Raw genomic sequence first — 25,117 nt, forward strand, 5'->3', positions numbered from 1 at the left:
GGGCACCGTGGAGTAGGTCTCCATGCCATGAAGGCCGTCTTTGTTACCGAAAATTTATCAAACTTCACTGAGAAGGCAAGCCGAAGAGGTGGCGCGCCACCTCTTCGGGCACGGTGACGGCATCCTTGCGAACGGCCAAGCATACCCCCTGGGGTACCTCGGACAGCGTGACCGTCTCGCCTGGCAGGATCCCGTTCTCGACCAGCGCCTCGAGCGCCTCCAGATCGGCCTGCGGATGCTCCCCGATGCGGGTCAGTGTGACGGATGTCACACCGGCCTCCAGCAGCTCCGAGACCCGCGCCTCGCCCCCGGCCGCGATGCCCTCGGGCACGCCCAGCTCCCCGAGCCCGGGGATCGGGTTGCCGTACGGCGACACCGTGGGAGCGTCGAGCAGCTCGATGAGCCGGCGCTCCACACGCTCGCTCATCACGTGCTCCCACCGGCATGCCTCGTCGTGCACATGCGCCAGGTCGAGCCCGATCACGTCGGTCAGCAGCCGCTCGGCGAGGCGGTGCTTGCGCATGACGCGCGTCGCGAGCTCGCGGCCCCGCTCGGTGAGCTCGAGGTGGCGGTCCTCCGACACCAGCACCAGCCCGTCGCGCTCCATGCGCGCGATGGTCTGCGAGACCGTGGGGCCCGCGTGGCCGAGGTGCTCGGCCAGGCGCGCGCGCATCGGCGTGACGCCGTCCTCGATCAGCTCATAGATGGTCCGGAGATACATCTCCGTCGTGTCGATGAGGTCGCTCATGACGCGTAGCGGCCCAGCCCCAGGTAGCGCCACCCCGCCGCGATCCACTGGTCGGCCGGGAGGCAGTTGCGTCCGTCGATGACCGTGGCCTGCGCGACCTCGCCCGCCACGACGGCGGGGTCGAGCTCGCGGAACTCCTTCCACTCGGTCGCGACGATCACGAGGTCGGCGTCCGCGCAGGCCTCGTCCGCATCGGCCACGAACGGCAGCGTGGGCCACACCGCGGCGGCGTTGCCCATCGCCTCCGGGTCGTAGACGCGCACCTCGGCGCCCGCGAGGTGAAGCCGCCCCGCGATATCGAGCGCGGGCGAGTCGCGCACGTCGTCGGAGTTCGGCTTGAAGGCCGCTCCTAGCACCGCGATGCGCGCACCCTTCAGGGAGCCGCCCACCTCACGCTCGGCGAGGTTGACGACGTGGTCACGGCGGCGCAGGTTGACGTTGTCGACCTCGCGCAGGAACCCCAGCGCCTGGTCCACGCCGAGCTCGCCGGCCCGCGCCATGAACGCTCGGATGTCCTTCGGGAGGCAGCCGCCGCCGAAGCCGAGGCCAGCGCCCAGGAACTTGCGGCCGATGCGGGCGTCGTAGCCGATCGCGTCCGCCAGGTCGGCGACGTCGGCGCCCGTGGCCTCGCACACCTCCGCGACCGCGTTGATGAAGGAGATCTTGGTCGCGAGGAAGGCGTTCGCGGAGACCTTGACCAGCTCCGCGGTCGCGAGGTCCGTCACCATGAACGGCGTTCCCCGGCCGATCGCGCCGGCGTACACCTCTCGCGCGACCTCCTCGATGCGGCCCGGCCGGTCCTTGTCGACCCCCACCACCAGGCGGTCGGGACGCAGGGTGTCCTCGACGGCGAACCCCTCCCGCAGGAACTCCGGGTTCCAGCCGAGCTGCGCCTCGTCGCCGACCGGAGCGAGCTCGCGCACGCGGGCCGCCAGGCGGGCGGCCGTCCCCACCGGGACGGTGGACTTGCCCAGGATCACGGCGGGGCGGGTGAGCAGCGGCGCGAGCGTCTCGATGACGGAGTCCACGAACCGCATGTCCGCCGCGTTCTCCCCCTTCTTCTGAGGGGTGCCGACACCGATGAAGTGGACGTCGGCGAACTCCGCCGCCTCCGCGGCGTCGGTGGTGAAGCGCAGGCGCCCCGACTCGACGTGCTTGCGGAGCAGCTCAGGCAGCCCGGGCTCGAAGAACGGCACCTCGCCTCGGGCGAGCCTCTCGATCTTCGCCGGGTCGATGTCGACGCCGATGACCTCGTGGCCGAGCTCGGCCATCCCGGCCGCGTGGGTGGCACCGAGGTAGCCGGTGCCGAAGACTGACATGCGCAGTGACATGCGCCTAATCTAACGGCACCCCAGGCACCAGGACTAAGGAACTTCTGCGACGACGGCCATCCCGTGGGCGTCCACGTGGAGCTCGCCGTCGCAGTACGGCACGAACGCCGCCTGGCCGCGGCGCAGCCCGAGGCCTCCCGAGCCCGCCCGCACGTCGACCGTGCCGTCGACGGCGAGGACGATGCGCGGGCCCGGAGCGACCCGCGCGGCCCCGTCCCTGACCACGGTGAGCGCGAACTCGCCGACCGGCGCGGGATAGTGCGTCACCGGCCCGTCGACCTGCGGCGCGACGCGTGGCGGAGGACCGGGGGTGCCGTCGGTGAGAGCGACGAGCAGCGGGATGTCCACCTGCTTGGGCGTGAGCCCGGCGCGCACCACGTTGTCGGAGTTCGCCATGATCTCGACGCCCAGGCCCGACTGATAGGAGTGGACCACTCCGGCCTCGGTGAAGCAGGCCTCACCCGGCTCGAGGCGCACGACGTTGAGCGCCAGCGCCACGAGGGCGCCGACGTCGCCGGGGAAGTCGGCCAGGGTGGCGGCGGCGACCGCGAGGCCCTCGCTCGCGTCGGCGCCGGTGCCGACCTCGGCCAGGCGTGCGACCGCGTCACCGGCGTCGGGATGGGTCAGGACCGTCGAGACGTACTCCCGCAGCGCGACGGTGGGCTCGGTCGAGTTGTTCAGCTCCTCCGCCCACGCGCGCGTGCACTCGAGGCCCAGCCGCATGAGGTCGGCGGCCACCGCGGGCGCCTTGCGGAAGCCCGCCAGCAGAGTCATCGGAGTGAGCGCGACGATCATCTCGGGCTTGTGAGACCGGTCCTTGAAGGTGCGCGCCGCCGCGTCGAGGGGGACGCCGATCGCCTGCTCCCGGCGGAAGCCCTCGTCGGCCTGGGCCAGCGTCGGATGCACCTGCAGCGACAGCGGCTTGGCGATCGCGAGGACCTTGAGCAGGTACGGCAGCCGCTCCCACCGCACGACCACGTCGTGGCCGAGCATGGCGGCGGGGTCGCGCGCGATGAGGCGGTCGAGCGGCACGACGTCCCCGGGGTACAGCCCTACCTCGTCGGCACGCACGGCGTGCATCGCCGTCGCGAGCGCGGGCGCGCTGGGGTGAGCCCCCCACCACGCCTCGGCGACCGGCTCGTCCGTGACGGGTCGTCCGAGCATCGTCTCGATGACCCCGGACATGCCCCAGGCATAGTTCTGGAGCGTGGGTTCCAGGCGATACATGGGGCACATCATGCCAGTACCCGCTGGCTACCATGATGCCCATGACCGCGCTGATCGAGATCCCTCACGACCTGCTGCCCCGCGACGGGCGCTTCGGCTCGGGCCCGTCGAAGGTGAGCGACGCGCAGGTGAGCGCGCTGGTCGCGTCCCAGCCGTCCGTGCTCGGCACGTCGCACCGGCAGGCTCCGGTGAAGGGCCTGGTGGGCGACGTGCGGCGCATGCTCGCCGAGCTCTACTCGCTGCCCGAGGGGTACGAGGTGGTGCTCGGCAACGGCGGCTCCACCCTGTTCTGGGACGCGGCGGCGTTCTCCCTGGTCGACGAGCTCGCCCAGCACTGCACGTTCGGGGAGTTCGGCGCGAAGTTCGCGAAGGCCACGGACCTGGCGCCGCACCTGCGGCGGTCGTCCCTCCGCACCGCCGAGCCCGGGAGCATCGTCCTGCCGGAGGCCGAGGACGGCGTGGACGTCTACGCCTGGCCGCACAACGAGACCTCGACCGGGGCGATCGCGCCGGTGCTGCGGCCCGCCGGGACCGAGGGCGCGCTGACCGTGGTCGACGCCACCTCGGCCGCCGGAGGCACGCTGGTCGACCTGACCCAGGCCGACGTCTACTACTTCGCGCCCCAGAAGAGCTTCGCCTCGGACGGCGGGCTGTGGTTCGCCTTCCTGTCGCCGGCGGCTCTCGCCCGCGTCGAGGCCATCGCGGCCGCCAAGCGCTGGGTGCCGGAGTCCCTGTCGCTCGCGGCCGCGATCGACAACTCGCGTGCGAACCAGACCCTCAACACCCCCGCGGTCGCCACGCTGGTGATGATGCGCGCGCAGCTCGAGTGGATGCTGGCCGGCGGCGGGCTCCCGTTCGCGGCAGGACGCTCAGCCGAGTCGTCCACGGCCATCTACGACTGGGCGGAGCGCACGTCCTGGGCGACGCCGTTCGTGACCGATCCGGTGCACCGGTCGCCGGTGGTCGCGACCATCGACCTCGACGCCTCGATCGACAGCGCCGTGCTGCGGACCCACCTGCGCGGCAACGGGATCGTCGACATCGACCCCTACCGGAAGCTGGGGCGGAACCAGATCCGCGTCGGCGTCTACCCGGCCGTCGACCCCGACGACGTGCGTGCCCTGCTCGCCTGCATCGACCACGTCGCGGACCGCCTGGGGTCATGACCACGGAGCGGGAGGACCCGCGGCCCGACCGTGCCGGCCGGCGTCTCCCGGTCCTCCTGCTCGGGATCGCGCTGGCGGGCGTCGGCGGGAGCGTCGCCTGGTCGCTCGCGTCGCAGGACGATGCGCGGGTGACCGCGAGCGCCGACGTGGTCTCCGTCCCGGAGGCCACCGCCGGTGCCGAGGCGATCACGGCCGCCGAGGTCAGCCCGGCACCCCTCTCGCGGGGCATCGGCGTGCGGCTGCCCTCGCCGACGCCGGAGCCGGCGGACACGCCGGCCACGCCGGGGGGATCGACGGCGTCGGGGTCCTCCGCCCGGTCCTGGGGGCCGGACGACTGGCGCGCCTACTGCGACTCTCCCGCCTCCCCCACCGGCGCATCGTCCGCCCGCGGCCTGCTCACCGCGGCGAATACGGAACGCGCCCGCCTGGGCATCGCGCCGCTGGCATGGTCCGGCGATCTGGCGGCCGCATCCGAGTCGTGGTCCTTACAGATGGCGCGCGACGACGAGTCGACCTCCGGCATGGCGGATGCGCTCGCGCACAATCCGGCGTCACCGGGCCGGGCGGAGAACGTCGGCGTCACCGCGAGCTCCGCAGGCATCAGCCAGGCCCGCGCCGCCTCGACGCTGGCCACCGGATGGATGCGGTCTCCGGGACACTGCCGGAACATCATGAACCCCGCGTACTCGGTCATGGGCGCGGGCCTCGCCGTCACCTCCGACGGCACCACCTGGTACGGCACCGAGAACTTCCGCTAGGCCTCCGGAGCCTCATTCGGCGACGTGACCCGGGGACCGCATGGACGGGATCCACGCGACGAATCCGCCCACCGTCGCCAACCCCATGCCGCCGACGGCGACGAACCCGACCGGCAACGCGATCAGGGCACCCACCGACACCAGCGCGGGGCCGAGCAGGCCTCCCACGTCCTGCAGCACCATCCACAGCCCCGTGAACACGGTGCGGCCCTCCGCGGGAGCGACGTCCGCGCCGAGCGTCATCACCAGGCCCGAGCCCCAGCCGTTGCCCAACCCCAGCAGGAGCGCGGCGATCGTGACCTGAGTCGCCCCCGCGGTCAGCGGGAGCGCGAGCGTGCCGAGCGCGAGCAGCAGGGTCGACGGGATCGCCGTCCAGCGCCGGCCCCAGCGGTCCATCACCGCCCCCGCCGGGTAGAACAGCAGCATGTCGATCGCCGCCGAGATGGAGTAGATCAGGGTGGCCGCCTGCGGGCTGAGCCCCACGTGGGTCGCCCAGAGCGGGATGACGGCGATGCGCGCCTGGCGCAGCGCCCCGGTGGCGATGACGGTCACGCCCAGGGTGCGCAGCACGGGCAGGTTCTCACGCGCGACCAGCCGCAGGGAGATCCGGGGACCGTCCGCGCGGGCCGGCCGCTCGCGAGCGGCCGGGGAGAGGCCCAGCGCCGCGATGGCGGCGACCAGGAACGCGGCCCCCATCCAGTAGGTCGCGGCGAGCCCCCAGATCCCGATCAGCGCGGCACCGAGCAGCGGGCCGATGAAGTTGGCGATGCGCCAGACCCCCGCGAGCGTCGTGAGCGAGCGGGCGGTGAGGTCGGGGGTGATGATCGCGAGGATCTGCCCCTGCCTCGCCACGTGATACCAGGCATGACCCAGCCCGACGATCACGGCGCCGACCATGAAGACGGCGAGGTGCGGTGCCCACGCGGCGAGCACCGAGCCCGCCGCGATGACCGCGAGCGCGGCCATCGCCGCGTGCGTGGAGCCCCAGCGGTGCGCGATGGCGCCGCCGAGCGCCGAGCCGGGCAGCCGGCCGAGCTGGTACGCGGCGACGGCGAGGGAGGCGAAGGCCGCCGTGTGCCCCATGTCCGCGACGCTGAGGGCCAGCACCGGCAGGATCGCGCCGATCCCGATCTCCGCGAGGAAGGTCGGCAGGTAGGCGTGGCTCAGGAGCGAGCGCGCGATCTCCCGGCGGGAGGTCGGGCCCTCGCCCGCGGTCAGGAGCGCTGCTCCGGCTCGGAAGCCGTGGCGGCGTCGGTGGCCTCGGCCGGCTCCTCAGAAGCCTCGGTCGTCTCCGCAGCCGCGTCCTCGGGCAGCGGCTCGCCGGGCGCGACCTCGGTCTCGACCACGTCGCCGTCGACCTCGACGGGCTCGGGGGCGACGGGCTCGTCGTCGGGGGTCTCGGGCTCGCTCGCCTCGTCGGCGGGCTCGGTCGGCTCCTCGGCCGCCTCGTCCGCCGGCTGCTCCGGCTCGGGAGTCGGCTCCGGCTCGGGCTCCTCCTCGGCCTCCTCGAGATCCACGGTGACCGCGGTCTGGTTCTCGAACACGGGGTCGGGGTCGGGCCACTGGGTCGAGTGACGCTCGACGTCGGTCTCCGAGTGCGCACCGCAGCCATGGTCGACGCTGACGACCTTGCCGTCGGAGGGCGACCACTCGTTCGAGCAGGCCCCGAAGCGCAGGCGCATCGAGCCGGTGAGCGGGATGAAGAAGGCGCAGGTCGAGCAGGGCGACGCGGACGCGATCGCCGAGGCGGCGTTCGGGCCATGCGAACCGCGGTACCAGCGGTCCGCGACCTCGGAGCGCCCCTCGGAGCCGAGCGCGCGGGCGCGACCGAGCCCGAGCTCCCAGATCTCCATGGCGTCCTCGTCCTCGCCGGACACCTCGTAGCCGGGGACCAGCCGCGCGTCGTCGGGGATGTACGGCAGCACCATCGAGGGCTCGAGGTCGCCCGGGCGCACCCGGTCGGCCCACGGGACCCACGCGGGGGCGAGCAGCGCATCGTCCGCGGGCACCAGGTGGGCCTCGCACACCGTCGCCGCCTTCTGGCGCGGAGCGCGCGCGAGCGAGACGGACCAGACCCAGCCGCGGTAGCCCGGCAGGGCGCAGGCGAACAGGTGGGTCACCAGCCGCTCGGACTCGGTGGTGGCGGAGAGGTGCTCGCCGACCGCGTCGACGTCACCGGCCGCCTCGATCGCCGCCTCGCGGGCGAGATCGACGGCTCCGATCAGCACGGCGTCCTTGGCCATCAGACGTCCAGCTGCTCCGCGACGGCGCGCAGCACGGCGGCCACCTGCTTGCCCTTGGCGGGCTCCGGGTAGCGCCCCTTGCGCAGCGAGTTGGACACGCCGTCGAGCATCTTGATGAGGTCCTCGACGATCACGGTCATGTCCTCGGCGGGCTTGCGGAGGTTCGCGGCGACCGACGGCGCCGCCTCGAGGACGGTCACCGAGAGCGCGGAGGGTCCCCGGCGGCCGTCGGCGACGGAGAACTCGACCTTCGCGCCCGGCTTGACGGTGGTGCCCGCGGGCAGCGCGGACGCGTGGAGGAAGACCTCCGAGCCGTCCTCGCTCGCGATGAATCCGAACCCCTTGTCGGAGTCGAACCACTTCACTTTTCCGGTGGGCACATCAACCTCGTTCGTCCTGCTGGCACCGTCTCTCGGCGCCCACCCGATTCTAGCGGGCGGGAAGCGCGTGCGGTCCCGACGCTCCTGGGTCGGGACGATGCGGGCGCGGGGTTTTGCGTCCCGCGCCCCTGAGTCGGCACACTGGAGGCGTACGGAGTCCCCCGTCCCTGTCTGAGGTGAACATGTCTGCGGCCACCACGCCTGCCTGGCTGCTCCCCGCCTTCGTCCGCGAGGCGACGGCTGCGGGCTCGACCGCATCCGAGGAGCAGATCGCCGAGGCGGGGGACCGGCTCCTGCGGCGGTGGGAGAACCCGGCGCGGCGATATCACGGGATCCAGCACCTGGTCGAGCTCCTGACGCGGGTCGACGAGCTCCAGCAGGAGACCCGCCTGCCCCACTGCGTGCGCCTGGCGGCCTGGTACCACGGCGCGGTGTTCGCGTCGGACTCGGCCTCCGCGTACGCCGCGAAGGGCGGGGAGGACGAGGACGCCAGCGCGGAGTTCGCACGCCTCGAGCTGCGTGAGCTGGGACTGCCGGTCGAGAAGATCGACGCCGTCGCGACCATGGTTCACGGTCTCGCGCGGCACGCCGCCGGGACCCAGTCGACCGACGCGGCCGTGCTGTCGGACGCCGACCTCGCGATCCTCGCCGCCGACCCGCAGCGGTACAAGGCGTACCTGCAGGACGTCCGCGCCGAGTACTCCGCGATCCCCGACGAGCGCTTCATGCGCAGCCGCCGCGCGATCGTCTCGAAGCTGCTGGCCCGGGAGCGCCTCTACACGAGTCCGCTCGGAGCCACGTGGGAGTCCCAGGCACGGCAGAACCTCACGGCGGAGCTCGCGCGCCTCGACAAGGCCCTCGCGGCGATGTCCCCCGCCGACGACACCGCCTGAACCGCTCCCCCTCCGGGCGCGGGCCCGCCGCGGTCCCGTCGCGATCCCTAGCGTGGTGCGCACCCACACCACCAGGGAGGACACCATGCAGTTCCACGTCGATGCCGCCGAGGTCGCGGCCGCCGCGGCACGGACCGCTCACACGGCCGACGCGATCCGCGGCGAGACCGCCGCCATGCTCGCGCACCTGACCGCGCTCGAGGGCTCCTGGCAGGGATCCGCGGCCGCCGCGTTCGGCGACGTCCGCGAGCAGTGGCGCGCGGCCCAGGTCCAGGTCGAGGCGGCCCTCGACGCGATCACCCAGGCCCTCGGCGCCGCCGCACGGTCCTACGAGGACGCGGAGGCGACTGCGACCCGGCTGTTCGCCCGCTGACCCCCGCCTGTCGGGACACTCAGTACTGATCCGAGCCCGATCCTGTGCGCCCCGGGACGCTCAGTCCTCATCGGAGCCCGATCCGGCTCCCCCCGGGACGCTCAGTCCTCATCTGCACGCCCGCGTCCGACGTACGCTCGGGACCATGATCCTCATCGACCCGCCGCTGTGGCCCAACCACGGCACGGTGTGGGGGCACCTGGTCTCGGACGCGTCGCTCGAGGAACTGCACGCGTTCGCGCGCCGGGCGGGGATCCCCGAGCGCGGCTTCGACCGCGACCACTACGACTATCCGATCGCCCGACAGGAGCAGCTGGTCGAGCTGGGCGCCACGCTGGTCTCGACGCGCGAGCTCATCACGCGGCTACGTGCCTCCGGGTTGCGCGTCACGGCGGCCCAGAGGCGCTGAGCCGCGCCCTGCACCTGCCGGCTCCCGCCGCCCGGCTCCGTGCGGGGAGGTGATGGTCGCTCCGCGGACTCCGGTTCTCGCTGCGGGGAGCTCGGCGCAGCGCGCACCCCTGGTTTGGCACTCCACTTCCCCGCAGGAGGCGCGCACCTTCCCCACGCGACCGCCAGCTCCCCGCAGGAGGCGCATCGTCCCGCCCGGGCACGACGAAGGCCCCCGCCCCGGCGAACCGGGAGCGGGGGCCTGCGTCAGTCGGTCGCGAGACCGGGCGGGGTCAGAAGCCCATGCCGCCCATGTCGGGCGCGCCGCCGGCCGGCATGGCCGGCTCGGGCTCGGGCTTGTCGGCGACGACGGCCTCGGTGGTGAGGAAGAGCGCCGCGATGGACGCCGCGTTCTGCAGCGCCGAGCGGGTCACCTTCACCGGGTCGTTGACGCCCGCGGCGAGCAGGTCGACGTACTCGCCGGTCGCGGCGTTGAGGCCGAAGTGGACCGGGAGGCCCTTGACCTTCTCCACGACGACGCCACCCTCGAGGCCGGCGTTGATCGCGATCTGGCGCAGGGGCGCGGTGATCGCGGCCTCGACGATCCGGGCACCGGTCGCCTCGTCGCCCTCGAGCGCGAGGCCCTCGAACGCCGAGGTACCGGCCTGGATGAGGGCCACGCCACCACCGGCGACGATGCCCTCCTCGACGGCGGCCTTCGCGTTGCGGACGGCGTCCTCGATGCGGTGCTTGCGCTCCTTGAGCTCGACCTCGGTGGCCGCGCCCGCCTTGATGACGGCGACGCCGCCCGCGAGCTTGGCGAGGCGCTCCTGGAGCTTCTCGCGGTCGTAGTCCGAGTCCGAGTTGTCGATCTCGGCACGGATCTGGCGCACGCGGCCCTCGATCATCTCCTGCGCACCGGCGCCCTCGACGATCGTGGTCTCGTCCTTGGTGACGACCACCTTGCGCGCCTGGCCGAGCAGCTCGAGACCAGCGTTGTCGAGGGACAGGCCCACCGACTCCGAGATCACGGTGCCGCCGGTCAGGATCGCCATGTCCTGCAGCATCGCCTTGCGGCGGTCGCCGAAGCCGGGCGCCTTGACGGCGACGGCCTTGAAGGTGCCGCGGATCTTGTTCACCACGAGGGTGGCGAGGGCCTCGGACTCGACGTCCTCGGCGATGATCATCAGCGGCTTGCCGGTCTGCATGACCTTCTCGAGCACGGGGACCAGGTCCTTGACGGAGCCGATCTTGGACTCGACGAGCAGTACGTAGGCGTCCTCGAGGACGGCCTCCTGGCGCTCGGGGTCGGTGACGAAGTACGCCGAGAGGAAGCCCTTGTCGAAGCGCATGCCCTCGGTCAGCTCGAGCTCGAGGCCCAGAGCCGAGGACTCCTCGACGGTGATGACACCCTCCTTGCCGACCTTGTCCATCGCCTCGGCGATGAGCTCGCCGATGGCGGGGTCGCCGGCCGAGATGCCCGCGGTCGCGGCGATCTCGTCCTTGGTCTCGACCTCCTTGGCCGCCTTGAGCAGCTCGGCGGTCACGGCCTCGACGGCCTTCTCGATGCCCTTCTTGAGGGCGATCGGGTTGGCGCCGGCGGCGACGTTGCGCAGACCCTGCTGCACGAGCGCCTGGGCGAGCACGGTGGCGGTGGTGGTGCCGTCACCCGCGACGTCGTCGGTCTTCTTGGCGACCTCCTTGACGAGCTCCGCGCCGATCTTCTCGAACGGCTCGTCGAGCTCGATCTCCTTGGCGATGGAGACACCGTCGTTGGTGATGGTCGGGGCGCCCCACTTCTTCTCGAGCACCACGTTGCGGCCCTTGGGGCCAAGCGTGACCTTGACGGCGTCGGCGAGGGCGTTCATGCCCCGCTCCATGCCGCGGCGGGCCTCCTCATCGAAGGCAATGATCTTTGCCATGGGGATGATTCCTCTTCCGATGGAATGCGGCTCCCCCACCGCCCGCGACGGACGATGCGGCGCCCGGCGTTCACGTCACGCCGCGCCCCGCACCTCGGCAGGTGAGCCTTAGGTCTGATTTAGCACTCGCGCAGGGCGAGTGCTAACCGCGATTCTGGCACTCTCACCCGGCGAGTGCAAACCGCGGGGGCGTCGTTCAGCCGATGTTCGCCAAGGGCGAGCCGCGCCTCAGCGCGGGTCGGAGACGATCTGCACCTCGACGTCGGCGTCCGTGGTCGGCTCGCCCTGCACGACCGCGTCGAAGCCGAGCGCGTCGGCGACCGCCTGCGCGGTGTCCGCCATCGCATCGTCCGCGTAGACGACCGTGTTGACGTCGGGCTTGGTGCCGGTGAGGTTGGCGGCGCTGACGGCGGTGAAGCCGGCGTCCTCGAGAAGCGACTGCTGGCCCGCGGCGAGGCCGCCGATGCCGGTGCCGTTGAGCACCGCGACCGCGGCGTCGTACTCGATGACGGGCTCCGGCTCGGCCGTCTCGGTCGGCTCGGGGGTGGCGCTGGCGGACGCGGAGGCCGAGGCGGAGGCGGAGGCCGACGGCGAGGCCTCCACGGAGGCCGTGGCGCTGGGCGTGCTCGACGCCTCGGAGCCCGACTCGCCGCTGTTCCACAGGAACTGGGCGATCAGGAAGGCGAGCAGACCGGCGACGATGAACACCACGATCGGCGTGACCACGAGGATCCACCACGGGCGGGGCGCGCGGTGCACGCCCACGGGACCGGCGCTCTCGGCGATCTGGTCGAACTCGTCGCGGGGATACTCGTCAGCCACGGGGAAACCCTACCTTCCGCCTCACGCGTCCCGGGAGCCCATGGCGCGACCACGCTGACGCGCGGCGCGCATGCGGCGCAGGCGACGCACCAGCATCGGGTCGTGGGCCAGGGCCGCGGGAGAGTCGATGAGGGAGTTCAGCACCTGGTAGTACTGCGTCGCGCTGAGGTCGAACAGCTCCCGGATCGCGTCCTCCTTGGCGCCCGCGTAGCGCCACCACTGGCGCTCGAAGGCGAGCACGGAGGAGTCGCGCTCGCTCAACGCGGTGGTCGCGTCGAGCGGCTGCGCCGCGGTGCCGTCCATCGGGGCTCCCTCCAGTCCGGGCACCACCGTAACGCCGCCATGGAGGGACGACGCGCAGGCGCGCTGGTCGGAGCCGGGCCCGCCGCTAGGGTGGCGCCATGGCCGACGCGTGGAAGGACCCGGTGGCGCCCGACTGGGCGGAGGTCCTGGAGCCCGCCGCGGACACGCTCGCCGCGCTCGGCGTCTTCCTGCGCGAGGAGGTCGCCGCCGGCCGCGGCTACCTCCCGGCCTCCGACCGGATCCTCCGCGCGTTCGCTACCCCGCTCGCAGAGGTCCGGGTGCTGATCGTGGGTCAGGACCCGTACCCGACCCCGGGCGACCCGGTGGGTCTCAGCTTCTCGGTGCCGCCCGGACATCCCATGCCGCGGTCGCTCACCAACATCGCGCGGGAGCTGCGGGAGGACACCGGCGCGGTGCTGAGCTCGGGCGACCTCTCGCACTGGGAGCGGCAGGGGGTGATGCTCCTGAACAGGGTGCTCACCGTCTCGCCCGGCCGGCCGGCCTCGCATCGCGGCAAGGGGTGGGAGCAGATCACCGCCCTCGCGATCGAGGCTCTCGCCGCGCGCGGTGGGCCGCTGACCGCGATCCTCTGGGGTCGGGACGCGCAGGCGCTGGGTCCGGTGCTCGGCGACGTGCCGCGCGTCGAGAGCGCGCATCCGTCGCCGCTGAGCGCCTCTCGGGGCTTCTTCGGATCGCGCCCGTTCTCGCGGACCGACGCGGCGCTGGAGGCCCAGGGCGCCGCCCCCATCGCGTGGGGCACGCCGGACTGAACCTCGGCATCGTCCCCTCCCCGACTGTCGGGACACTGAGTCCTCATTTCTGCGGGAGACACCTCGTGCCGGGACGCTCAGTCCTCATCGGCCGCGGGCTCGGGAGGACTGAGTGTCCCGAGCGGCGCGATCCGGCCGAAACAGGAGGACTCACTGTCCCGACGGGCAGAGGGGAGGGTCGGGAGGCAGAGCTGGCAGCGGGACTCGAACCCGCAACCGCCCGATTACAAGTCGGGTGCGCTACCAGTTGCGCCATGCCAGCAGGGGACCGCCAGGATACCGGCCCCGGACGCGCCGACGCCCCGCGCGGCGGACCGGCGGGGCGTCGGGGATCGGACGATGCTGGGGCTCAGCCCAGGCTCTCGATGTACGCCTTGAGGTTGCCGTCCGTGAAGTAGTCCACCGAGGGCGAGCTCGAGTCGGCGTTGAGGATCAGGCCGTCGTCGAAGCTGCCGGTCGCGGAGATCCGCACGGTCGGGGTCCCCTGCATGCCGTCGACCGAGGCCTGCTGGGTCGCCGCGGTCGCCCACTTCTTGAAGTCGTCGTTCACGAGGCTGCCGGCGACGTCAGCCGGGACGCCGGCGTCGAGAGCGATCTGCTCGATCTCGTCGTCGCTGAGGCCGTCCGTGTTCTCGGCGGGCTGGTTCGCGAACAGCGCGTTGGAGAAGTCCAGGAACGCCTCGGGCGCGTCGTTGGCGACCACGCCGGCGGCGGCCGCGGACCGCGTCGAGTAGTTGGTGCCGTTCGAGTACCGGTCGAGGATCGAGATCGGGTGGTAGTAGACCTGGATGTCCCCGGCCTCACGCATCTCGTCGATGTCGGCGGCGTTGGTGTCCTCGAAGACGCCGCAGATGGGGCACATGTAGTCGAGGTAGATGTCGACGCGCACCGCGTCGGTCGGCACGTCCACCCCGACCACGCCGCTGGTGCCCACCGGGATGCCGCCGGTCGAGTCGGAGGCCACCGGGGAGGTCGCGCCGTCCGAGCCGAGCTCCGGCACCTTGCCCTGGTTCACGATGAAGATCACGACCGCGGCGAAGATCGCGAGACCCGCCACGGATCCGGCGATGATCATCAGGGTGGTGCGGCGCTCCTGCGCGCGGACCTGGGCCTGCGCCTTGGCGCGCGCCTCGGCGGCCTTCTGGTTCTTGCTGGACATCTCTCTCCTGGGGTTGGTCCTTGGCGGGAAAGTCTACGGGTGCGGGTCAGGCGGCCTTCATCCAGCCGTCGAGCGAGAAGCGCGACCGGGGCCAGATCAGCAGGTACGTGCCGAGCACGATGAACCCGAGCCGCTCGAGCATGTGCAGCGGATAGTTCGTGGTGCCCTCCGCCACGTCTCCGCCGCCGCCGAAGCAGCCGCAGTCGATCGAGTAGCCCTGCGACCACGCCCAGATCACGCCCGTGGAGAACGCCGCCATCATCAGCAGCCACGCGATCGAGGACAGCCGGGTGAACAGGCCCAGGATCAGGAAGACGGCGAGCGCGAGCTCGAGGAACGGCAGCATGGTGCCGACCAGCGGGACCACGGCCTCGGGCAGCAGCCGGTACGCGCGCACCGCGATGATCGACTGGGGGATGTCCAGCATCTTCGGGATCGCGGCGGCGATGAGGATGACCGCCATTCCGAGCCGCACCACGGTGCTCAGCCATGGCTGGATCGCGTGCCAGCGGCTCGTCTGCGCGTCGGTGGTCTCGTCGGTGTCGACGCCCATGATGTCCCCTCGTCCGCGGGGCGGACGCCGTCCGCCCCGTGCTGCCTGACCGGCCAACGTCCGGTTCTCCGTCAATGTTCCATCGCACTATCGCCGACGGGCCGGGGACGATGCGGGACCTGGGTCCCGCTCAGCCCGCGCCGGGCATCCCTGGCAGCGGCCACCACCAGATGTCGACCTTCACGTACAGCGCGAGGACGGCGACCAGGATCCCGACGACCAGGACGACCGCCCACGTGCCGCGCAGGCCCGACGAGGGCGACAGCGCCGCGGCCAGGCGGTGCGCGCCCTCGCGCGAGCCCGACATGTAGGGCCCCCACGCGAGCATGACGATCCCGACCAGGCACCCGAGCGCGAGCGCCGCGGCGTGCCCGTAGTACTGCCCGACGGCCGTCGTGGGGGCGGCGACGCCCGCGCTCACGAGCCACCACCCGCCGACCGCCGCTCCCCCGCCCAGCACGGCGGCCGCGAGCGCGGCGGGCACCGTCTCGGCCGCGGCGCGCAGCGTGTGCCACGGGAGGCCGAGGGTGTGCACCACCGTGTCCGACGTGCGCCGCTCCCCCCGGCGCGCGGTGGCGGCGTCGATGGCGACGCCGCGGCGGAAGACGCCGCGGGCGATGATCCACACGGCGAGCACGACGCCGAACGCGACGAACGGCGCGATCGGCGCCGCGACCACGGCGAGGATCGCCGCCAGGAGCAGGAGGGTGCGGCGCCGGGGCGCGGGCTCGGGCGCCTCCTCCACATCGTCCTCGTCCATCCACGTGTCGGCGCCCGTCGACCACGGCACCGGCGACCCCTCCGGCACGTAGGGCGCGGGCGCGACCGGCGACTCGCCGCTCGGCAGCACGGCGGTGCGCTCCGCATCGTCCTCGAGGACGTACCCGGCGGGCGCGACCACGGTGGCGGGGAGCCCGTACGGGATCGCCTCGGTGGCCCCGCGCAGCGAGGCGACCACGTCCCGCATTCCCGGGCGTCCCGAGATGTCGCGTCCGAGCGCGGCGTGGAGCGCCGCGGCGCCGGGGGCGTCGGGCAGGCGCACGTCGGCCTCGAGGGTGCGGCTGATCGCGCCGGTGCCGGCGCCGAAGGGCGCCTGGGCGGTCATCGCGTAGGCCACCGTCGCGGCCCACGACCACCGGTCGGCGAGCGTGCCCGGCTCGGCGCCGTCGATCACCTCGGGGGCGACGTAGCCGGGGGTCCCGCTCACGAGGCCCTCGCGGGTGAGGCGGTTGTCGGTCGCGCGGTGGGACAGGCCGAAGTCGATCAGCACCGGGCCGTCGCTGCCCATCATGATGTTCGACGGCGTGACGTCGCGGTGGATCACGCCGGCGGCGTGGACCGCCTCGAGCGCGGAGGCGGTGCGCTCGGCGAAGTCGGCGAGCGCGTCGCCGGCGAGCGGGCCCTCGCGCTGGATGAAGTCGAAGAGGGTGTCGCCGTCGATCAGCTCGAAGACGACGAAGGTCTCGTCCTCGTCCAGCTCGGCGTCGAGGATGTGCGGCACCGCAGGATGGCGCAGGGACTGCAGCGCCCGCACCTCGCGGCGCAGGCGCTCGACGGCGACCTCGTCGTCGCGGGCGTCGACCAGCTTGAGCGCCGCGACCTGGCCGTCGGGCGACTGGACGCGGTAGACCGAGCCCGACCCGCCCGTGCCGAGCCGCGCGAGCACGCGGTAGCCCCCGATGAGGTCACCTGGTTCGCGCTGGGGCCCGGCCATGCGCCCAACCTACCCGGCGGAGGCGCCGGTCCCGGGTCCCGGGTAGGAGGTCCCGGGTGGGGTGTGAGAGGATGACGGGGCCGGCGCACCCGCGTCGGCACGTGTCAGCGTGGACACACGATTGGCATCACTTCACTACGGATCGTCCGGCACGTACCTGCCGGTGAAGGAGAAACACGGCCATGGCCACTGTTACCTATGACAAGGCGTCCCGGATCTACCCGGGCACCGAGCGCCCCGCGGTCGACGCACTCGACCTGTCGATCGCCGATGGCGAGTTCCTGGTCCTCGTCGGACCCTCCGGTTGCGGAAAGTCCACCTCCCTGCGCATGCTCGCGGGCCTCGAGGACGTCGACAAGGGCTCCATCTTCGTCGGTGACCGCGACGTCACCCACGTGCAGCCGAAGGACCGCGACATCGCGATGGTGTTCCAGTCCTACGCGCTCTACCCGCACATGACCGTCGCGGACAACATGGGCTTCGCGCTCAAGATCGCCAAGGTCGACAAGGCCACGATCCGCGAGCGCGTCGAGGCGGCCGCGAAGATCCTGGACCTCACCGAGTACCTGGACCGCAAGCCGAAGGCCCTCTCCGGTGGTCAGCGTCAGCGCGTCGCCATGGGCCGCGCGATCGTCCGTCAGCCGCAGGTGTTCCTCATGGACGAGCCGCTGTCGAACCTCGACGCCAAGCTCCGCGTCCAGACCCGTACCCAGATCGCCGCGCTGCAGCGTCGCCTGGGCACCACCACCGTCTACGTGACCCACGACCAGGTCGAGGCGCTCACCATGGGCGACCGCATCGCCGTGCTGAAGGACGGCGTCCTCCAGCAGGTCGGCACCCCGCGCGAGATGTACGACACCCCGGCGAACGTGTTCGTCGCGGGCTTCATCGGCTCGCCGGCGATGAACCTGTCCACCTTCCGCGTCGAGGGCGACTCCGCCGTGGTCGGCGACTCGAAGGTGAAGCTCGAGCGCGAGGTCGTCGCCGGCATGACCGCCGACGACAAGGGCGACATCATCCTGGGCTTCCGTCCGGAGTCGCTCGACCGCGTGGCCCCGAACACCCCGGGCGCGTTCCCGGTCGAGGTGAACGTGGTCGAGGAGCTCGGCTCCGACGCCTTCGTCTACGGCACGCTCCCGACCCCGGTCGCGTCGGCCCACGACGTCACCGTCGGCGGCTCCGGCGAGGGCATCGTCCGCGTCGACCCGCGTGATGTCCCCGCCAAGGGCGACACCATCTGGGTCACCATCCGCCCGGGCGAGCAGCACGCCTTCTCGGCCTCGACCCAGAAGCGCCTCACCACGCACGCGATCCAGACCGACGCGTCGCGCACCGTCGGCGCGTAAGCACCGCAGTCCCGCAGGGGCGGTCCCGGCTCAGGCCGGGGCCGCCCCTGCGGCGTTCCCGGGCTGGGTCCCCGCGCCCCGCGCCCTCCCACCCGGACAGCCCGCACGGACCTGGTCCCGGGTTCGCGGCGTGTCGCGGGACGATGCGCGGGCCGGCCCGGCGTGTCGCGGCGAGATCCGTGCGGGGCGTCCGGGCAGGAGGCGGACGCCCGCCCGACCCCGGCATCGTCGCTCCGGCGCCCGGCTACGCTGAGACCCATGCCGCACATCACCGGAGCCGTCGACGCGTCGCTGATGGAGCTCCCCTGGGAGATCCCGCTGTCCGCCTGGCCGGAGGAGCGGATCGCCGCGCTGCCCCGCGGCCTGTCGCGCCACGTGGTGAGGTTCGTGCGCCACAACGGCACGGTGCTGGCGGTGAAGGAGACCAACCGCGAGATCGCGTACCGCGAGTTCGAGATGCTGCGCGAGCTCGAGCGCATGGACGCACCCTGCGTGCACGCCGTCGCGGTGGTCACGCGCCGCATCTCCGTGTCCGGCGACGAGCTCTCCGCCGCCCTGGTCACCGAGCACCTCGCGTACTCGCTCCCCTACCGCGCGCTGTTCTCGACGGCGCTGCGCAAGGGGACGCTGAACCGGCTGATCGACGCGCTCTCCGTGCTGCTCGTGAAGCTGCACCTCAACGGCTTCTACTGGGGCGACGTGTCGCTGTCGAACGCCCTGTTCCGCCGCGACGCGTCGGAGTTCTCCGCGTACCTGGTCGACGCCGAGACCGGCGACCTGCACGAGCAGCTCACCAGCGGGCAGCGGTCGTACGACCTGGAGATCGCGACCACCAACATCATCGGCGAGATCCTCGACCTGCAGGCCAACGAGGACCTCGACGAGGGCATCGACCCCTTCAAGATCGGCGACCGGCTGGAGTCGAAGTACTCGAAGCTGTGGTCGGCGCTGACCGAGACCGAGGTGTTCGACTCGAACATCCCGTTCCGCGTGTCGGAGCGCGTGCGCGCGCTCAACGAGATGGGCTTCGACGTGGGCGAGCTCGACATGCTCTCCACACCCGACGGCACGGGGCTGCGGATCCGGCCCAAGGTGGTGGACGCGGGCTACCACTCGCGCCGCCTGATGCGCCTCACCGGCCTCGACGTGCAGGAGAACCAGGCGCGCCGCCTGCTGAACGACCTCGACGAGTTCCGCGCTGTCCGCCGTGACGTGATCGAGGACGAGTCGTTCGCGGCGCACGAGTGGCTCACCACCATCTTCGAGCCCACGGTGCGCGCGATCCCGCGCGAGCTGCGCGGGAAGCTCGAGCCCGCCCAGGTGTTCCACGAGGTGCTCGACCACCGCTGGTACCTCGCCGAGGCCGCCGCGGAGGACGTGCCGATGCCCGTCGCGACCGCCTCGTACGTCAAGAACGTGCTGCCGCTGCGCCCCGACGAGCGCGCCGTGCTGGGCCGCTCGCTCGCGGAGATGACCGCGGAGCTCCCGGCCCTGACCGACGAGTTCGGCACCAGCTTCGAGGCGCGCGACCCGTTCGAGAACGACAACACCTACGCCTGGGGCGAGGTCCCGGCGCCGGCGACCACCGAGCCGCCGGTGGTGCGGCGCGCCACCACCCGGATCCCGGCGCCCGAGCGGGCGCCGCTGTCGGGCGAGCTCGCCAAGCGTGACCAGGACGCCGCCGAGGCGGCCCACGCCGAGCAGGACGATGCGGCGGAGTCGGAGGAGTCCGGCTTCTAGCCTCGTCGGTCGCGCGCCCTGGGGCGCGGCTCGCGCGGGCCGGTCAGCGCGGGCCGGTCAGCGCCCGGCGGCCTTCGCGGCCTCGTACAGCGCGATCGACGCCGCGACGGAGGCGTTGAGGCTCTCGGTGGTCCCGGCGATGGGGATCGAGACCACCTGATCGCAGGCCTCGCGCACCAGGCGGGACAGCCCCTCGCCCTCGGCGCCGACCACGATCACGAGCGGCCCGTCGAGCAGGCTCGACTCGTGCAGCTCGACCTCGCCGTCGCCGGCGAGACCGATCACGAACAGGCCCGCCTTCTTGTACTCCTCGATGGTGCGGGTGAGGTTGGTGGCACGCGCGACGGGGATGCGCGACGCGGCGCCCGCCGACACCTTCCAGGCGGCCACGGTCATGCCGGCGGCCCGCCGCTCGGGGATCAGCACCCCGGACGCGCCGAACGCGGCCGCGGACCGCACGATCGCGCCCAGGTTGCGCGGGTCCTGGATGCCGTCGAGCGCGATGATGCGGACGGGCGCGGGCGCCTCGAGCAGGTCGGACGGGTGCGCGTACTCGTACGGCGGCACCTCGAGCGCGACGCCCTGGTGCGGCGAGCCGTCCGCGAGCGCGTCGAGGGTCGGCTTGGTGACCTCGCGCACGGTAACGCCCTGCTCGACCGCGAGCGACACGATCTCGGTGACGCGGTCGTCGGCGTCGATCCTGTTGAACACGCTGAGCAGGTTCGCGCTCATGCCCTCGCGCAGCGCCTCGAGCACGCTGTTGCGGCCGACCACCAGGTCGACGGCGCCGCTCGTGCGGTCCTTCGGCGCGGCCTTGCCCGATCGCTGGGGCCGCTTGGCGGCCTCCTTCTCGGCACGCACCTTGGCCTTGTACGCCTTGTGGTTGGGGCGGTCCTCGGCCTTCGGGGTCGGACCCTTGCCCTCGAGCGCCTTGCGGCCGTGACCGCCGGTGCCGACCTGCGCACCCTTCTTGGAGCCCGCGTTCCGGGTCGCGCCGCGGCGCTGTGAGTTACCAGCCATGGGTACAAGGGTAATGGGGGACGATGCGCGGGGCCGCCTCACCGTCGCCACCTCCCCGTACGCGCGGACGGTCCGCACCTACCGACGGCACCGACGCAACACGCGGACACTCCTCGCCAGCCGTCTAGCAGGCACGTCGCTGAATCGGTGGCGGCCGCGAGCACGAGCGCTCGGCGTCGGTAGGTGCGGAGCGTCCGCGGTCTCGACCCTCAGCCGTCGGAGGCGAGCGACCAGCGGGCGCCGTCCGCGCCGTCGGCCACCACGATCCCGGCGGCGGCGAGCCGGTCGCGGATCGCATCGGCGGTGGCCCAGTCCTTCGCGGCTCGCGCCGCCGCCCGTGCCTCGATGTCCGCGCGCACCATCACGTCGAGCGCGGTCATCGCCGCATCGTCCGCCCCGGACGACCCGCCCGCCCACTCGGGAGCGGCGGGGTCGAGGCCCAGCACGTCGAGCATCGCCCGGGCGGCGAGGAGCGCGGCGGCGACCGCCGCATCGTCCCCCGCGGTGAGCGCGGCGTTGCCGGCGCGGACGGTCTCGTGGATCACGGCGAGTGCGCGCGGGACGGCCAGGTCGTCGTCCATCGCCTCGACGAAGCTCGCGGGCAGCTCGGCTGCACGCACCTCGTCGCCGGTCGGCGCCCCCACCTTCTCGGATGCGCGGGCGACGAAGCCCTGGAAGCGGCCCCACTGGGCGGCCGCCTCCGGCAGCGTCTGCTCCGAGTACTCGAGCATCGACCGGTAGTGCACCGCGGCGAGCGCGAGCCGCAGCGCAGCGGGCTCGTGCTCCGCCAGCACCTCGGACACGAGCAGCCCGTTGCCCAGCGACTTCGACATCTTGGCGCCCGACTGCGTCACCCAGGCCGAGTGCATCCACAGGTGCGCGAAGCCGTAGCCGGCGGCGCGGGACTGCGCCTGCTCGTTCTCGTGGTGCGGGAACCGCAGGTCGAGGCCGCCGCCGTGGATGTCGAACTCGTCGCCCAGGTAGCGCTGGGCCATCGCGGAGCACTCGATGTGCCAGCCCGGGCGGCCACGGCCCCACGGGGAGGCCCACGACGCGGTGTCGGGCTCGTCGGCCTTGCGCGCCTTCCACAGCGCGAAGTCGCGCGGGTCGCGCTTGTCCTCGGCCGGCGCGTCGGGCGCGGGCGTGAGGTCCTCGAGCGCCTGCCGCGTGAGCTCGCCGTAGGGAGCGTAGGAGCGGACGTCGAAGTAGACGGAGCCGTCCTTCTCGTACGCGTGGCCGGCCTCGATCAGACGCCCGATGATCGCGACGATCTCCGGGATGTGGCCCGTCGCGCGCGGCTCGGCCGCCGGCGGCAGCACGCCGACCGCGGAGTACGCCGCCTGGAACTCGCGCTCGTAGTGCAGCGCCCAGGCCCACCACTCCCAGCCGGCCTCCGCCGCCTTGGTGAGGGTCTTGTCGTCGATGTCGGTGACGTTGCGGACCATGGTGACCTGGTAGCCGGAGCGCTCGAGCCATCGCTGGAGGACGTCGAAGGCGACCGCGCTGCGCAGGTGGCCCACGTGGGGGGAGCTCTGCACCGTGGGACCGCACAGGTAGATGCCCACCTTCCCCGGGGTGAGGGGGGCGAACTCGCGCTCGAGGCGCGTGGCGGTGTCGAACAGCGTCAGGGTCACCGCACCAGGCTACCGGCCATGCCCTCCCAGGTACCGCGCCGCACGCTCGGGACGCTGAGTCCTCATCTGGACCCGGTTCTGGACCTCCCGGGACAGTCAGTCCTCATCGCCACGCGCGGGCCCGTGATGGCCGCTCCCGCGATGCGCCAGGCCGATGAGGACTCAGCGTCCCGGCATCAGCAGATCGGGGGCGAGACGGAGGACTGAGTGTCCCGACAGGCGAGGGGCGCGGGAGAGGGGAGGCCGGGCGCGGGGCAGGCTCAGGCCGGGAGGATCAGCGCGGTCGCGATCGCCGCGACCCCCTCGCCCCGACCCGTGAGCCCGAGACCGTCCGTGGTGGTGCCCGCCACCGTCACGGGCGCCCCGCAGGCCGCGGACAGCGCGGCCTCCGCCTCCGCGCGCCGGGGCGCGAGCTTGGGGCGGTTGCCGATCACCTGCACCGCCACGTTCCCGATCGAGAAGCCCGCGGCCCGCACCAGCCGCGCGGACTCGGCGAGCAGCACCACGCCCGCGGCACCCGCCCACTCGGGACGCGAGGTGCCGAAGTTCGATCCGAGGTCCCCCAGGCCCGCGGCGGACAGCAGCGCATCGCAGGCGGCGTGCGCGGCCACGTCGGCGTCGGAGTGTCCCTCGAGGCCCGGCTCACCCGGCCACTCGAGGCCCGCGACCATCAGCGGGCGGGACCCGCCGAACGCGTGCACGTCGACGCCGATGCCCGTCCGGGGCGGGCCGACGGGCGGCATGGTCACCGCAGCGCGTCCTCGGCGACGTCCGGGGACACGCCCGCGATATGCGCGGCGACCAGCAGGTCGGAGGCGTGCGTGACCTTGATGCCGTGCTCATGGCCGTCGACGGCGACCACGCGGTGGCCACGGCGGCGCACCAGGGTGGCGTCGTCGGTGGCGTCGGAGTGCACGGCCTTGGCGTGCGCCTCGAGCAGCGGGCCGGCGCGGAACACCTGCGGCGTCTGCACGGCGCGGAACAGCGTGCGGCTCACCGGGTCGCCCAGCGCGCCGTCGGCGGCGGGGGCGGTCACCAGCGTGTCCACGACGGGGACCACGGGGATCGCGCCGGCCGCACCCGCCTCGACCGCGGCGACGGCGGCCCGCATGGTCTCGACGGGTTGGAAGGCGCGGGCGGCGTCGTGCACCAGCACGATGTCCTGGTCGCCCAGGTCGAGCGCCTCGAGGCCCGCAGCGACGGAGGCCTGGCGGGTGTCCCCACCGGGGACGATGAACAGCGCGGCGCACGTCTCGACGTGCTCCAGCGCGGCGGCCACCTCGGTGAGGTGGGTCGGCGGCGCGGTGACCGCGATGCGGTCGGCCACGCGCGCCATGCGGCGCACCGCGTGCACCAGCAGCGGCTCGCCCGCGATGCGGACGAGCGCCTTGGGCAGGTCGGATCCGAGCCGCGTGCCGTATCCGGCCGCCGTGACGACGGCCGCGAGGGTCACGACGCGAGCACCTCGTCGAGGCGGGCCTCCGCGGCCTCCTCATCGCACTTCTCGGCGAGCGCGAGCTCGCTCACGAGGATCTGGCGCGCCTTGTGGAGCATGCGCTTCTCACCGGCGCTGAGGCCCTTGTCGGTGTCGCGACGGCTGAGGTCGCGGACCACCTCGGCCACACGGATCACGTCGCCCGAGGCGAGCTTCTCGACGTTGGCCTTGTAGCGGCGCGACCAGTTGGTCGGCTCCTCGATGTAGGGCTCCCGCAGGACTCCGAACACCTTCTCGAGCCCCGCCTGATCGACGACGTCGCGCACACCCACCAGGTCCACGTTCTCCGCCGGCACCTCGATGGTCAGGTCACCCTGGGCCACCTTCAGCTTGAGGTAGGTCTTCTCCTCACCGCGGATGATGCGCTTCTTGATGTCCTGGATCTGGGCCGCCCCGTGGTGGGGGTAGACGACGGTCTCGCCAACGACGAAGTTCATGGTGGAGTAATCCCCTTCTCGGTGGATCCCCAGTCTATCATTCGCCATTTGTGCAATAACATCCGCCCCCGAGCGCCCGCCGGGCCGTCGGTCCCGGCGCGGAGGCCGCATGTGGCCACGCGTGCGCGCACCCACTATTCTTCCTGGTGACGTCCCCCGAAAGGTCCCCACCGTGAAGATCCCCGCAGGCATCGCCGCCGCCGCCGTCGTCTCCGCCGTCCTGGCCGGCTGCAGCGCCGTCAACCCGATCACGACGCAGATGCAGTACGACGCCTCGGACGGCATCAGCCTGGAGATCGGCGACGTGACCGCCTACAACCTGCTGGTGCTCACCCCGGGCGAGGGCGAGACGGGGGTCCTGATCGGCACCCTGGAGAACGCGGGAACCGAGGACGTCGCGGTGAGCGCGAGCATCGACGGCACCGCCATCACCACGGTGGACGTGCCCGCCGGCGCCACGGTCAAGCTCGGTGGTGACGACGGCGAGACCGCCGTCACCGGTACCGTCCCGGTCCTGCCCGGCCTCCTGACCGAGGTGGTCTTCCAGACCGATGCCGAGGGCCAGGTGGCGGAGGACGTGCCCGTCCTCGACGGCACCCTCCCCGAGTACGACCACGAGCTGTCCAAGATCTCCTGAACCCCGCGCATCGTCCCGACGGAGGGACGATGCGGCGGTCCCGGGACGAGCAAAGGCCC

26 protein-coding genes and 1 tRNA gene are annotated in these 25,117 nt (G+C 72.7%); 9 read left to right on the forward strand and 18 right to left on the reverse strand.

Going from position 1 to position 25,117, the window contains the following annotated elements; translation table 11 throughout:
• Positions 1-64: 64 nt before the first annotated feature.
• The 3 genes from QQX10_RS08145 to manA are packed head-to-tail and all read right to left on the reverse strand — an operon-like array spanning position 65 to position 3,306.
• Entirely contained in the window at positions 65-748 is a 684-nt protein-coding gene (locus tag QQX10_RS08145; RefSeq protein ID WP_301118749.1) for a metal-dependent transcriptional regulator, read from the reverse strand.
• The gene (locus QQX10_RS08150; protein ID WP_301118748.1) at positions 745-2,079 is read right to left on the reverse strand and encodes a UDP-glucose dehydrogenase family protein; all 1,335 of its coding nucleotides are present in this window, start codon (positions 2,077-2,079) and stop codon (positions 745-747) included. Before QQX10_RS08150 ends, QQX10_RS08145 begins: the two co-directional genes overlap by 4 nt.
• A gap of 33 nt (positions 2,080-2,112) precedes the next feature.
• Positions 2,113-3,306, reverse strand: a complete 1,194-nt coding sequence (manA, locus tag QQX10_RS08155) for a mannose-6-phosphate isomerase, class I (RefSeq protein WP_301118747.1) — start codon at positions 3,304-3,306, stop codon at positions 2,113-2,115.
• A gap of 35 nt (positions 3,307-3,341) precedes the next feature.
• On the opposite strand from manA, the gene serC reads away from it, so the two are divergent.
• Positions 3,342-4,472, forward strand: coding sequence for a phosphoserine transaminase (gene serC, locus QQX10_RS08160; RefSeq protein ID WP_301118927.1), 1,131 nt, complete (start codon positions 3,342-3,344; stop codon positions 4,470-4,472).
• On the forward strand, positions 4,469-5,230 hold the full coding sequence (locus QQX10_RS08165; protein ID WP_301118746.1) for a CAP domain-containing protein: 762 nt from the start codon (positions 4,469-4,471) through the stop codon (positions 5,228-5,230). Before serC ends, QQX10_RS08165 begins: the two co-directional genes overlap by 4 nt.
• Before the next feature lie 12 nt (positions 5,231-5,242).
• Here the strand turns inward: QQX10_RS08165 and QQX10_RS08170 are convergent, their stop codons facing one another.
• The 3 genes from QQX10_RS08170 to QQX10_RS08180 are packed head-to-tail and all read right to left on the reverse strand — an operon-like array spanning position 5,243 to position 7,853.
• Positions 5,243-6,448 (reverse strand): MFS transporter, encoded by a 1,206-nt coding sequence (locus QQX10_RS08170; RefSeq protein ID WP_367281268.1) that lies wholly within the window; start codon positions 6,446-6,448, stop codon positions 5,243-5,245.
• The gene (locus tag QQX10_RS08175; protein ID WP_301118745.1) at positions 6,445-7,473 is read right to left on the reverse strand and encodes a DUF3027 domain-containing protein; all 1,029 of its coding nucleotides are present in this window, start codon (positions 7,471-7,473) and stop codon (positions 6,445-6,447) included. Before QQX10_RS08175 ends, QQX10_RS08170 begins: the two co-directional genes overlap by 4 nt.
• Positions 7,473-7,853 (reverse strand): cold-shock protein, encoded by a 381-nt coding sequence (locus QQX10_RS08180; protein ID WP_301118744.1) that lies wholly within the window; start codon positions 7,851-7,853, stop codon positions 7,473-7,475. The genes QQX10_RS08175 and QQX10_RS08180 overlap by 1 nt, the downstream gene beginning before the upstream one ends.
• Before the next feature lie 182 nt (positions 7,854-8,035).
• Between QQX10_RS08180 and QQX10_RS08185 the strand changes: the two genes are divergently transcribed.
• From QQX10_RS08185 to QQX10_RS08195, 3 genes are all read left to right on the forward strand, one after another.
• The gene (locus QQX10_RS08185; RefSeq protein ID WP_301118743.1) at positions 8,036-8,746 is read left to right on the forward strand and encodes an HD domain-containing protein; all 711 of its coding nucleotides are present in this window, start codon (positions 8,036-8,038) and stop codon (positions 8,744-8,746) included.
• Positions 8,747-8,831: 85 nt separating this feature from the next.
• Positions 8,832-9,119, forward strand: coding sequence for a WXG100 family type VII secretion target (locus tag QQX10_RS08190; RefSeq protein WP_301118741.1), 288 nt, complete (start codon positions 8,832-8,834; stop codon positions 9,117-9,119).
• 145 nt (positions 9,120-9,264) lie between these two features.
• The gene (locus QQX10_RS08195; protein WP_301118740.1) at positions 9,265-9,528 is read left to right on the forward strand and encodes a DUF4031 domain-containing protein; all 264 of its coding nucleotides are present in this window, start codon (positions 9,265-9,267) and stop codon (positions 9,526-9,528) included.
• 271 nt (positions 9,529-9,799) lie between these two features.
• Here QQX10_RS08195 and groL read toward each other — a convergent pair whose 3' ends face one another.
• The 3 genes from groL to QQX10_RS08210 form a co-directional block, all read right to left on the reverse strand.
• Positions 9,800-11,428 (reverse strand): chaperonin GroEL, encoded by a 1,629-nt coding sequence (groL, locus tag QQX10_RS08200; RefSeq protein WP_301118739.1) that lies wholly within the window; start codon positions 11,426-11,428, stop codon positions 9,800-9,802.
• Between the two features lie 228 nt (positions 11,429-11,656).
• On the reverse strand, positions 11,657-12,250 hold the full coding sequence (locus tag QQX10_RS08205; protein ID WP_301118738.1) for a LytR C-terminal domain-containing protein: 594 nt from the start codon (positions 12,248-12,250) through the stop codon (positions 11,657-11,659).
• A 21-nt stretch (positions 12,251-12,271) separates the two neighbouring features.
• The gene (locus tag QQX10_RS08210) at positions 12,272-12,553 is read right to left on the reverse strand and encodes a DUF3263 domain-containing protein (RefSeq protein WP_301118737.1); all 282 of its coding nucleotides are present in this window, start codon (positions 12,551-12,553) and stop codon (positions 12,272-12,274) included.
• 98 nt (positions 12,554-12,651) lie between these two features.
• Here QQX10_RS08210 and QQX10_RS08215 point away from each other — a divergent pair, with 98 nt between their 5' ends.
• Positions 12,652-13,323: a uracil-DNA glycosylase gene (locus tag QQX10_RS08215; RefSeq protein WP_301118736.1), complete on the forward strand. Its 672-nt coding sequence runs from the start codon at positions 12,652-12,654 to the stop codon at positions 13,321-13,323.
• A gap of 189 nt (positions 13,324-13,512) precedes the next feature.
• On the opposite strand, the gene QQX10_RS08220 is transcribed toward QQX10_RS08215, so the two are convergent.
• The 4 genes from QQX10_RS08220 to QQX10_RS08235 form a co-directional block, all read right to left on the reverse strand.
• Positions 13,513-13,585, reverse strand: a tRNA-Thr gene (locus QQX10_RS08220).
• Positions 13,586-13,672: 87 nt separating this feature from the next.
• Positions 13,673-14,482: a DsbA family protein gene (locus QQX10_RS08225; protein ID WP_301118735.1), complete on the reverse strand. Its 810-nt coding sequence runs from the start codon at positions 14,480-14,482 to the stop codon at positions 13,673-13,675.
• Between the two features lie 46 nt (positions 14,483-14,528).
• Positions 14,529-15,035, reverse strand: a complete 507-nt coding sequence (locus QQX10_RS08230) for a MauE/DoxX family redox-associated membrane protein (RefSeq protein WP_301118734.1) — start codon at positions 15,033-15,035, stop codon at positions 14,529-14,531.
• Positions 15,036-15,165: 130 nt separating this feature from the next.
• A complete protein-coding gene (locus tag QQX10_RS08235) occupies positions 15,166-16,749 on the reverse strand; it encodes a protein kinase domain-containing protein (RefSeq protein ID WP_301118733.1) in 1,584 nt (527 codons plus the stop codon).
• Between the two features lie 182 nt (positions 16,750-16,931).
• Between QQX10_RS08235 and QQX10_RS08240 the strand changes: the two genes are divergently transcribed.
• Both QQX10_RS08240 and QQX10_RS08245 read left to right on the forward strand, forming a co-directional pair.
• Entirely contained in the window at positions 16,932-18,095 is a 1,164-nt protein-coding gene (locus tag QQX10_RS08240; RefSeq protein ID WP_301118732.1) for an ABC transporter ATP-binding protein, read from the forward strand.
• A gap of 258 nt (positions 18,096-18,353) precedes the next feature.
• On the forward strand, positions 18,354-19,835 hold the full coding sequence (locus tag QQX10_RS08245; RefSeq protein WP_367281266.1) for a DUF4032 domain-containing protein: 1,482 nt from the start codon (positions 18,354-18,356) through the stop codon (positions 19,833-19,835).
• Positions 19,836-19,892: 57 nt separating this feature from the next.
• Here QQX10_RS08245 and rlmB read toward each other — a convergent pair whose 3' ends face one another.
• The 5 genes from rlmB to QQX10_RS08270 form a co-directional block, all read right to left on the reverse strand.
• A complete protein-coding gene (gene rlmB / locus QQX10_RS08250) occupies positions 19,893-20,855 on the reverse strand; it encodes a 23S rRNA (guanosine(2251)-2'-O)-methyltransferase RlmB (RefSeq protein WP_301118731.1) in 963 nt (320 codons plus the stop codon).
• Between the two features lie 209 nt (positions 20,856-21,064).
• On the reverse strand, positions 21,065-22,489 hold the full coding sequence (gene cysS, locus QQX10_RS08255; protein ID WP_301118730.1) for a cysteine--tRNA ligase: 1,425 nt from the start codon (positions 22,487-22,489) through the stop codon (positions 21,065-21,067).
• 260 nt (positions 22,490-22,749) lie between these two features.
• Positions 22,750-23,232 (reverse strand): 2-C-methyl-D-erythritol 2,4-cyclodiphosphate synthase, encoded by a 483-nt coding sequence (gene ispF / locus QQX10_RS08260; protein WP_301118925.1) that lies wholly within the window; start codon positions 23,230-23,232, stop codon positions 22,750-22,752.
• Between the two features lie 2 nt (positions 23,233-23,234).
• Positions 23,235-23,942 (reverse strand): 2-C-methyl-D-erythritol 4-phosphate cytidylyltransferase, encoded by a 708-nt coding sequence (gene ispD / locus QQX10_RS08265; protein ID WP_301118729.1) that lies wholly within the window; start codon positions 23,940-23,942, stop codon positions 23,235-23,237.
• Positions 23,939-24,421 (reverse strand): CarD family transcriptional regulator, encoded by a 483-nt coding sequence (locus QQX10_RS08270; RefSeq protein ID WP_062296348.1) that lies wholly within the window; start codon positions 24,419-24,421, stop codon positions 23,939-23,941. Before QQX10_RS08270 ends, ispD begins: the two co-directional genes overlap by 4 nt.
• A gap of 172 nt (positions 24,422-24,593) precedes the next feature.
• Here QQX10_RS08270 and QQX10_RS08275 point away from each other — a divergent pair, with 172 nt between their 5' ends.
• Complete coding sequence (locus QQX10_RS08275; RefSeq protein ID WP_301118728.1) at positions 24,594-25,058, forward strand: hypothetical protein; 465 nt, start codon at positions 24,594-24,596, stop codon at positions 25,056-25,058.
• Positions 25,059-25,117 lie beyond the last annotated feature (59 nt).

It is taken from the genome of Demequina lignilytica, from assembly GCF_030418305.1.
GTDB classification, from domain to species: Bacteria; Actinomycetota; Actinomycetes; order Actinomycetales; family Demequinaceae; genus Demequina; species Demequina lignilytica.

Bases quoted from the DNA above. Each gene is read 5' to 3' on its own strand.
- QQX10_RS08210 (WP_301118737.1), bottom strand. From the start codon at position 12,553: ATGGACGGCACCGCGGCGCAGCCGCTCGACGCGACCACCGCGTTGAGC.
- QQX10_RS08145 (WP_301118749.1), bottom strand. From the start codon at position 748: ATGAGCGACCTCATCGACACGACGGAGATGTATCTCCGGACCATCTAT.
- manA (WP_301118747.1), bottom strand. From the start codon at position 3,306: ATGTATCGCCTGGAACCCACGCTCCAGAACTATGCCTGGGGCATGTCC.
- serC (WP_301118927.1), top strand. From the start codon at position 3,342: ATGCCCATGACCGCGCTGATCGAGATCCCTCACGACCTGCTGCCCCGC.
- QQX10_RS08185 (WP_301118743.1), top strand. From the start codon at position 8,036: ATGTCTGCGGCCACCACGCCTGCCTGGCTGCTCCCCGCCTTCGTCCGC.
- QQX10_RS08150 (WP_301118748.1), bottom strand. From the start codon at position 2,079: ATGTCACTGCGCATGTCAGTCTTCGGCACCGGCTACCTCGGTGCCACC.
- QQX10_RS08245 (WP_367281266.1), top strand. From the start codon at position 18,354: ATGCCGCACATCACCGGAGCCGTCGACGCGTCGCTGATGGAGCTCCCC.
- rlmB (WP_301118731.1), bottom strand. From the start codon at position 20,855: ATGGCTGGTAACTCACAGCGCCGCGGCGCGACCCGGAACGCGGGCTCC.
- QQX10_RS08235 (WP_301118733.1), bottom strand. From the start codon at position 16,749: ATGGCCGGGCCCCAGCGCGAACCAGGTGACCTCATCGGGGGCTACCGC.
- QQX10_RS08270 (WP_062296348.1), bottom strand. From the start codon at position 24,421: ATGAACTTCGTCGTTGGCGAGACCGTCGTCTACCCCCACCACGGGGCG.
- QQX10_RS08240 (WP_301118732.1), top strand. From the start codon at position 16,932: ATGGCCACTGTTACCTATGACAAGGCGTCCCGGATCTACCCGGGCACC.
- QQX10_RS08195 (WP_301118740.1), top strand. From the start codon at position 9,265: ATGATCCTCATCGACCCGCCGCTGTGGCCCAACCACGGCACGGTGTGG.
- QQX10_RS08215 (WP_301118736.1), top strand. From the start codon at position 12,652: ATGGCCGACGCGTGGAAGGACCCGGTGGCGCCCGACTGGGCGGAGGTC.
- QQX10_RS08190 (WP_301118741.1), top strand. From the start codon at position 8,832: ATGCAGTTCCACGTCGATGCCGCCGAGGTCGCGGCCGCCGCGGCACGG.
- QQX10_RS08225 (WP_301118735.1), bottom strand. From the start codon at position 14,482: ATGTCCAGCAAGAACCAGAAGGCCGCCGAGGCGCGCGCCAAGGCGCAG.
- QQX10_RS08230 (WP_301118734.1), bottom strand. From the start codon at position 15,035: ATGGGCGTCGACACCGACGAGACCACCGACGCGCAGACGAGCCGCTGG.
- QQX10_RS08165 (WP_301118746.1), top strand. From the start codon at position 4,469: ATGACCACGGAGCGGGAGGACCCGCGGCCCGACCGTGCCGGCCGGCGT.
- ispF (WP_301118925.1), bottom strand. From the start codon at position 23,232: ATGCCGCCCGTCGGCCCGCCCCGGACGGGCATCGGCGTCGACGTGCAC.
- QQX10_RS08175 (WP_301118745.1), bottom strand. From the start codon at position 7,473: ATGGCCAAGGACGCCGTGCTGATCGGAGCCGTCGATCTCGCCCGCGAG.
- groL (WP_301118739.1), bottom strand. From the start codon at position 11,428: ATGGCAAAGATCATTGCCTTCGATGAGGAGGCCCGCCGCGGCATGGAG.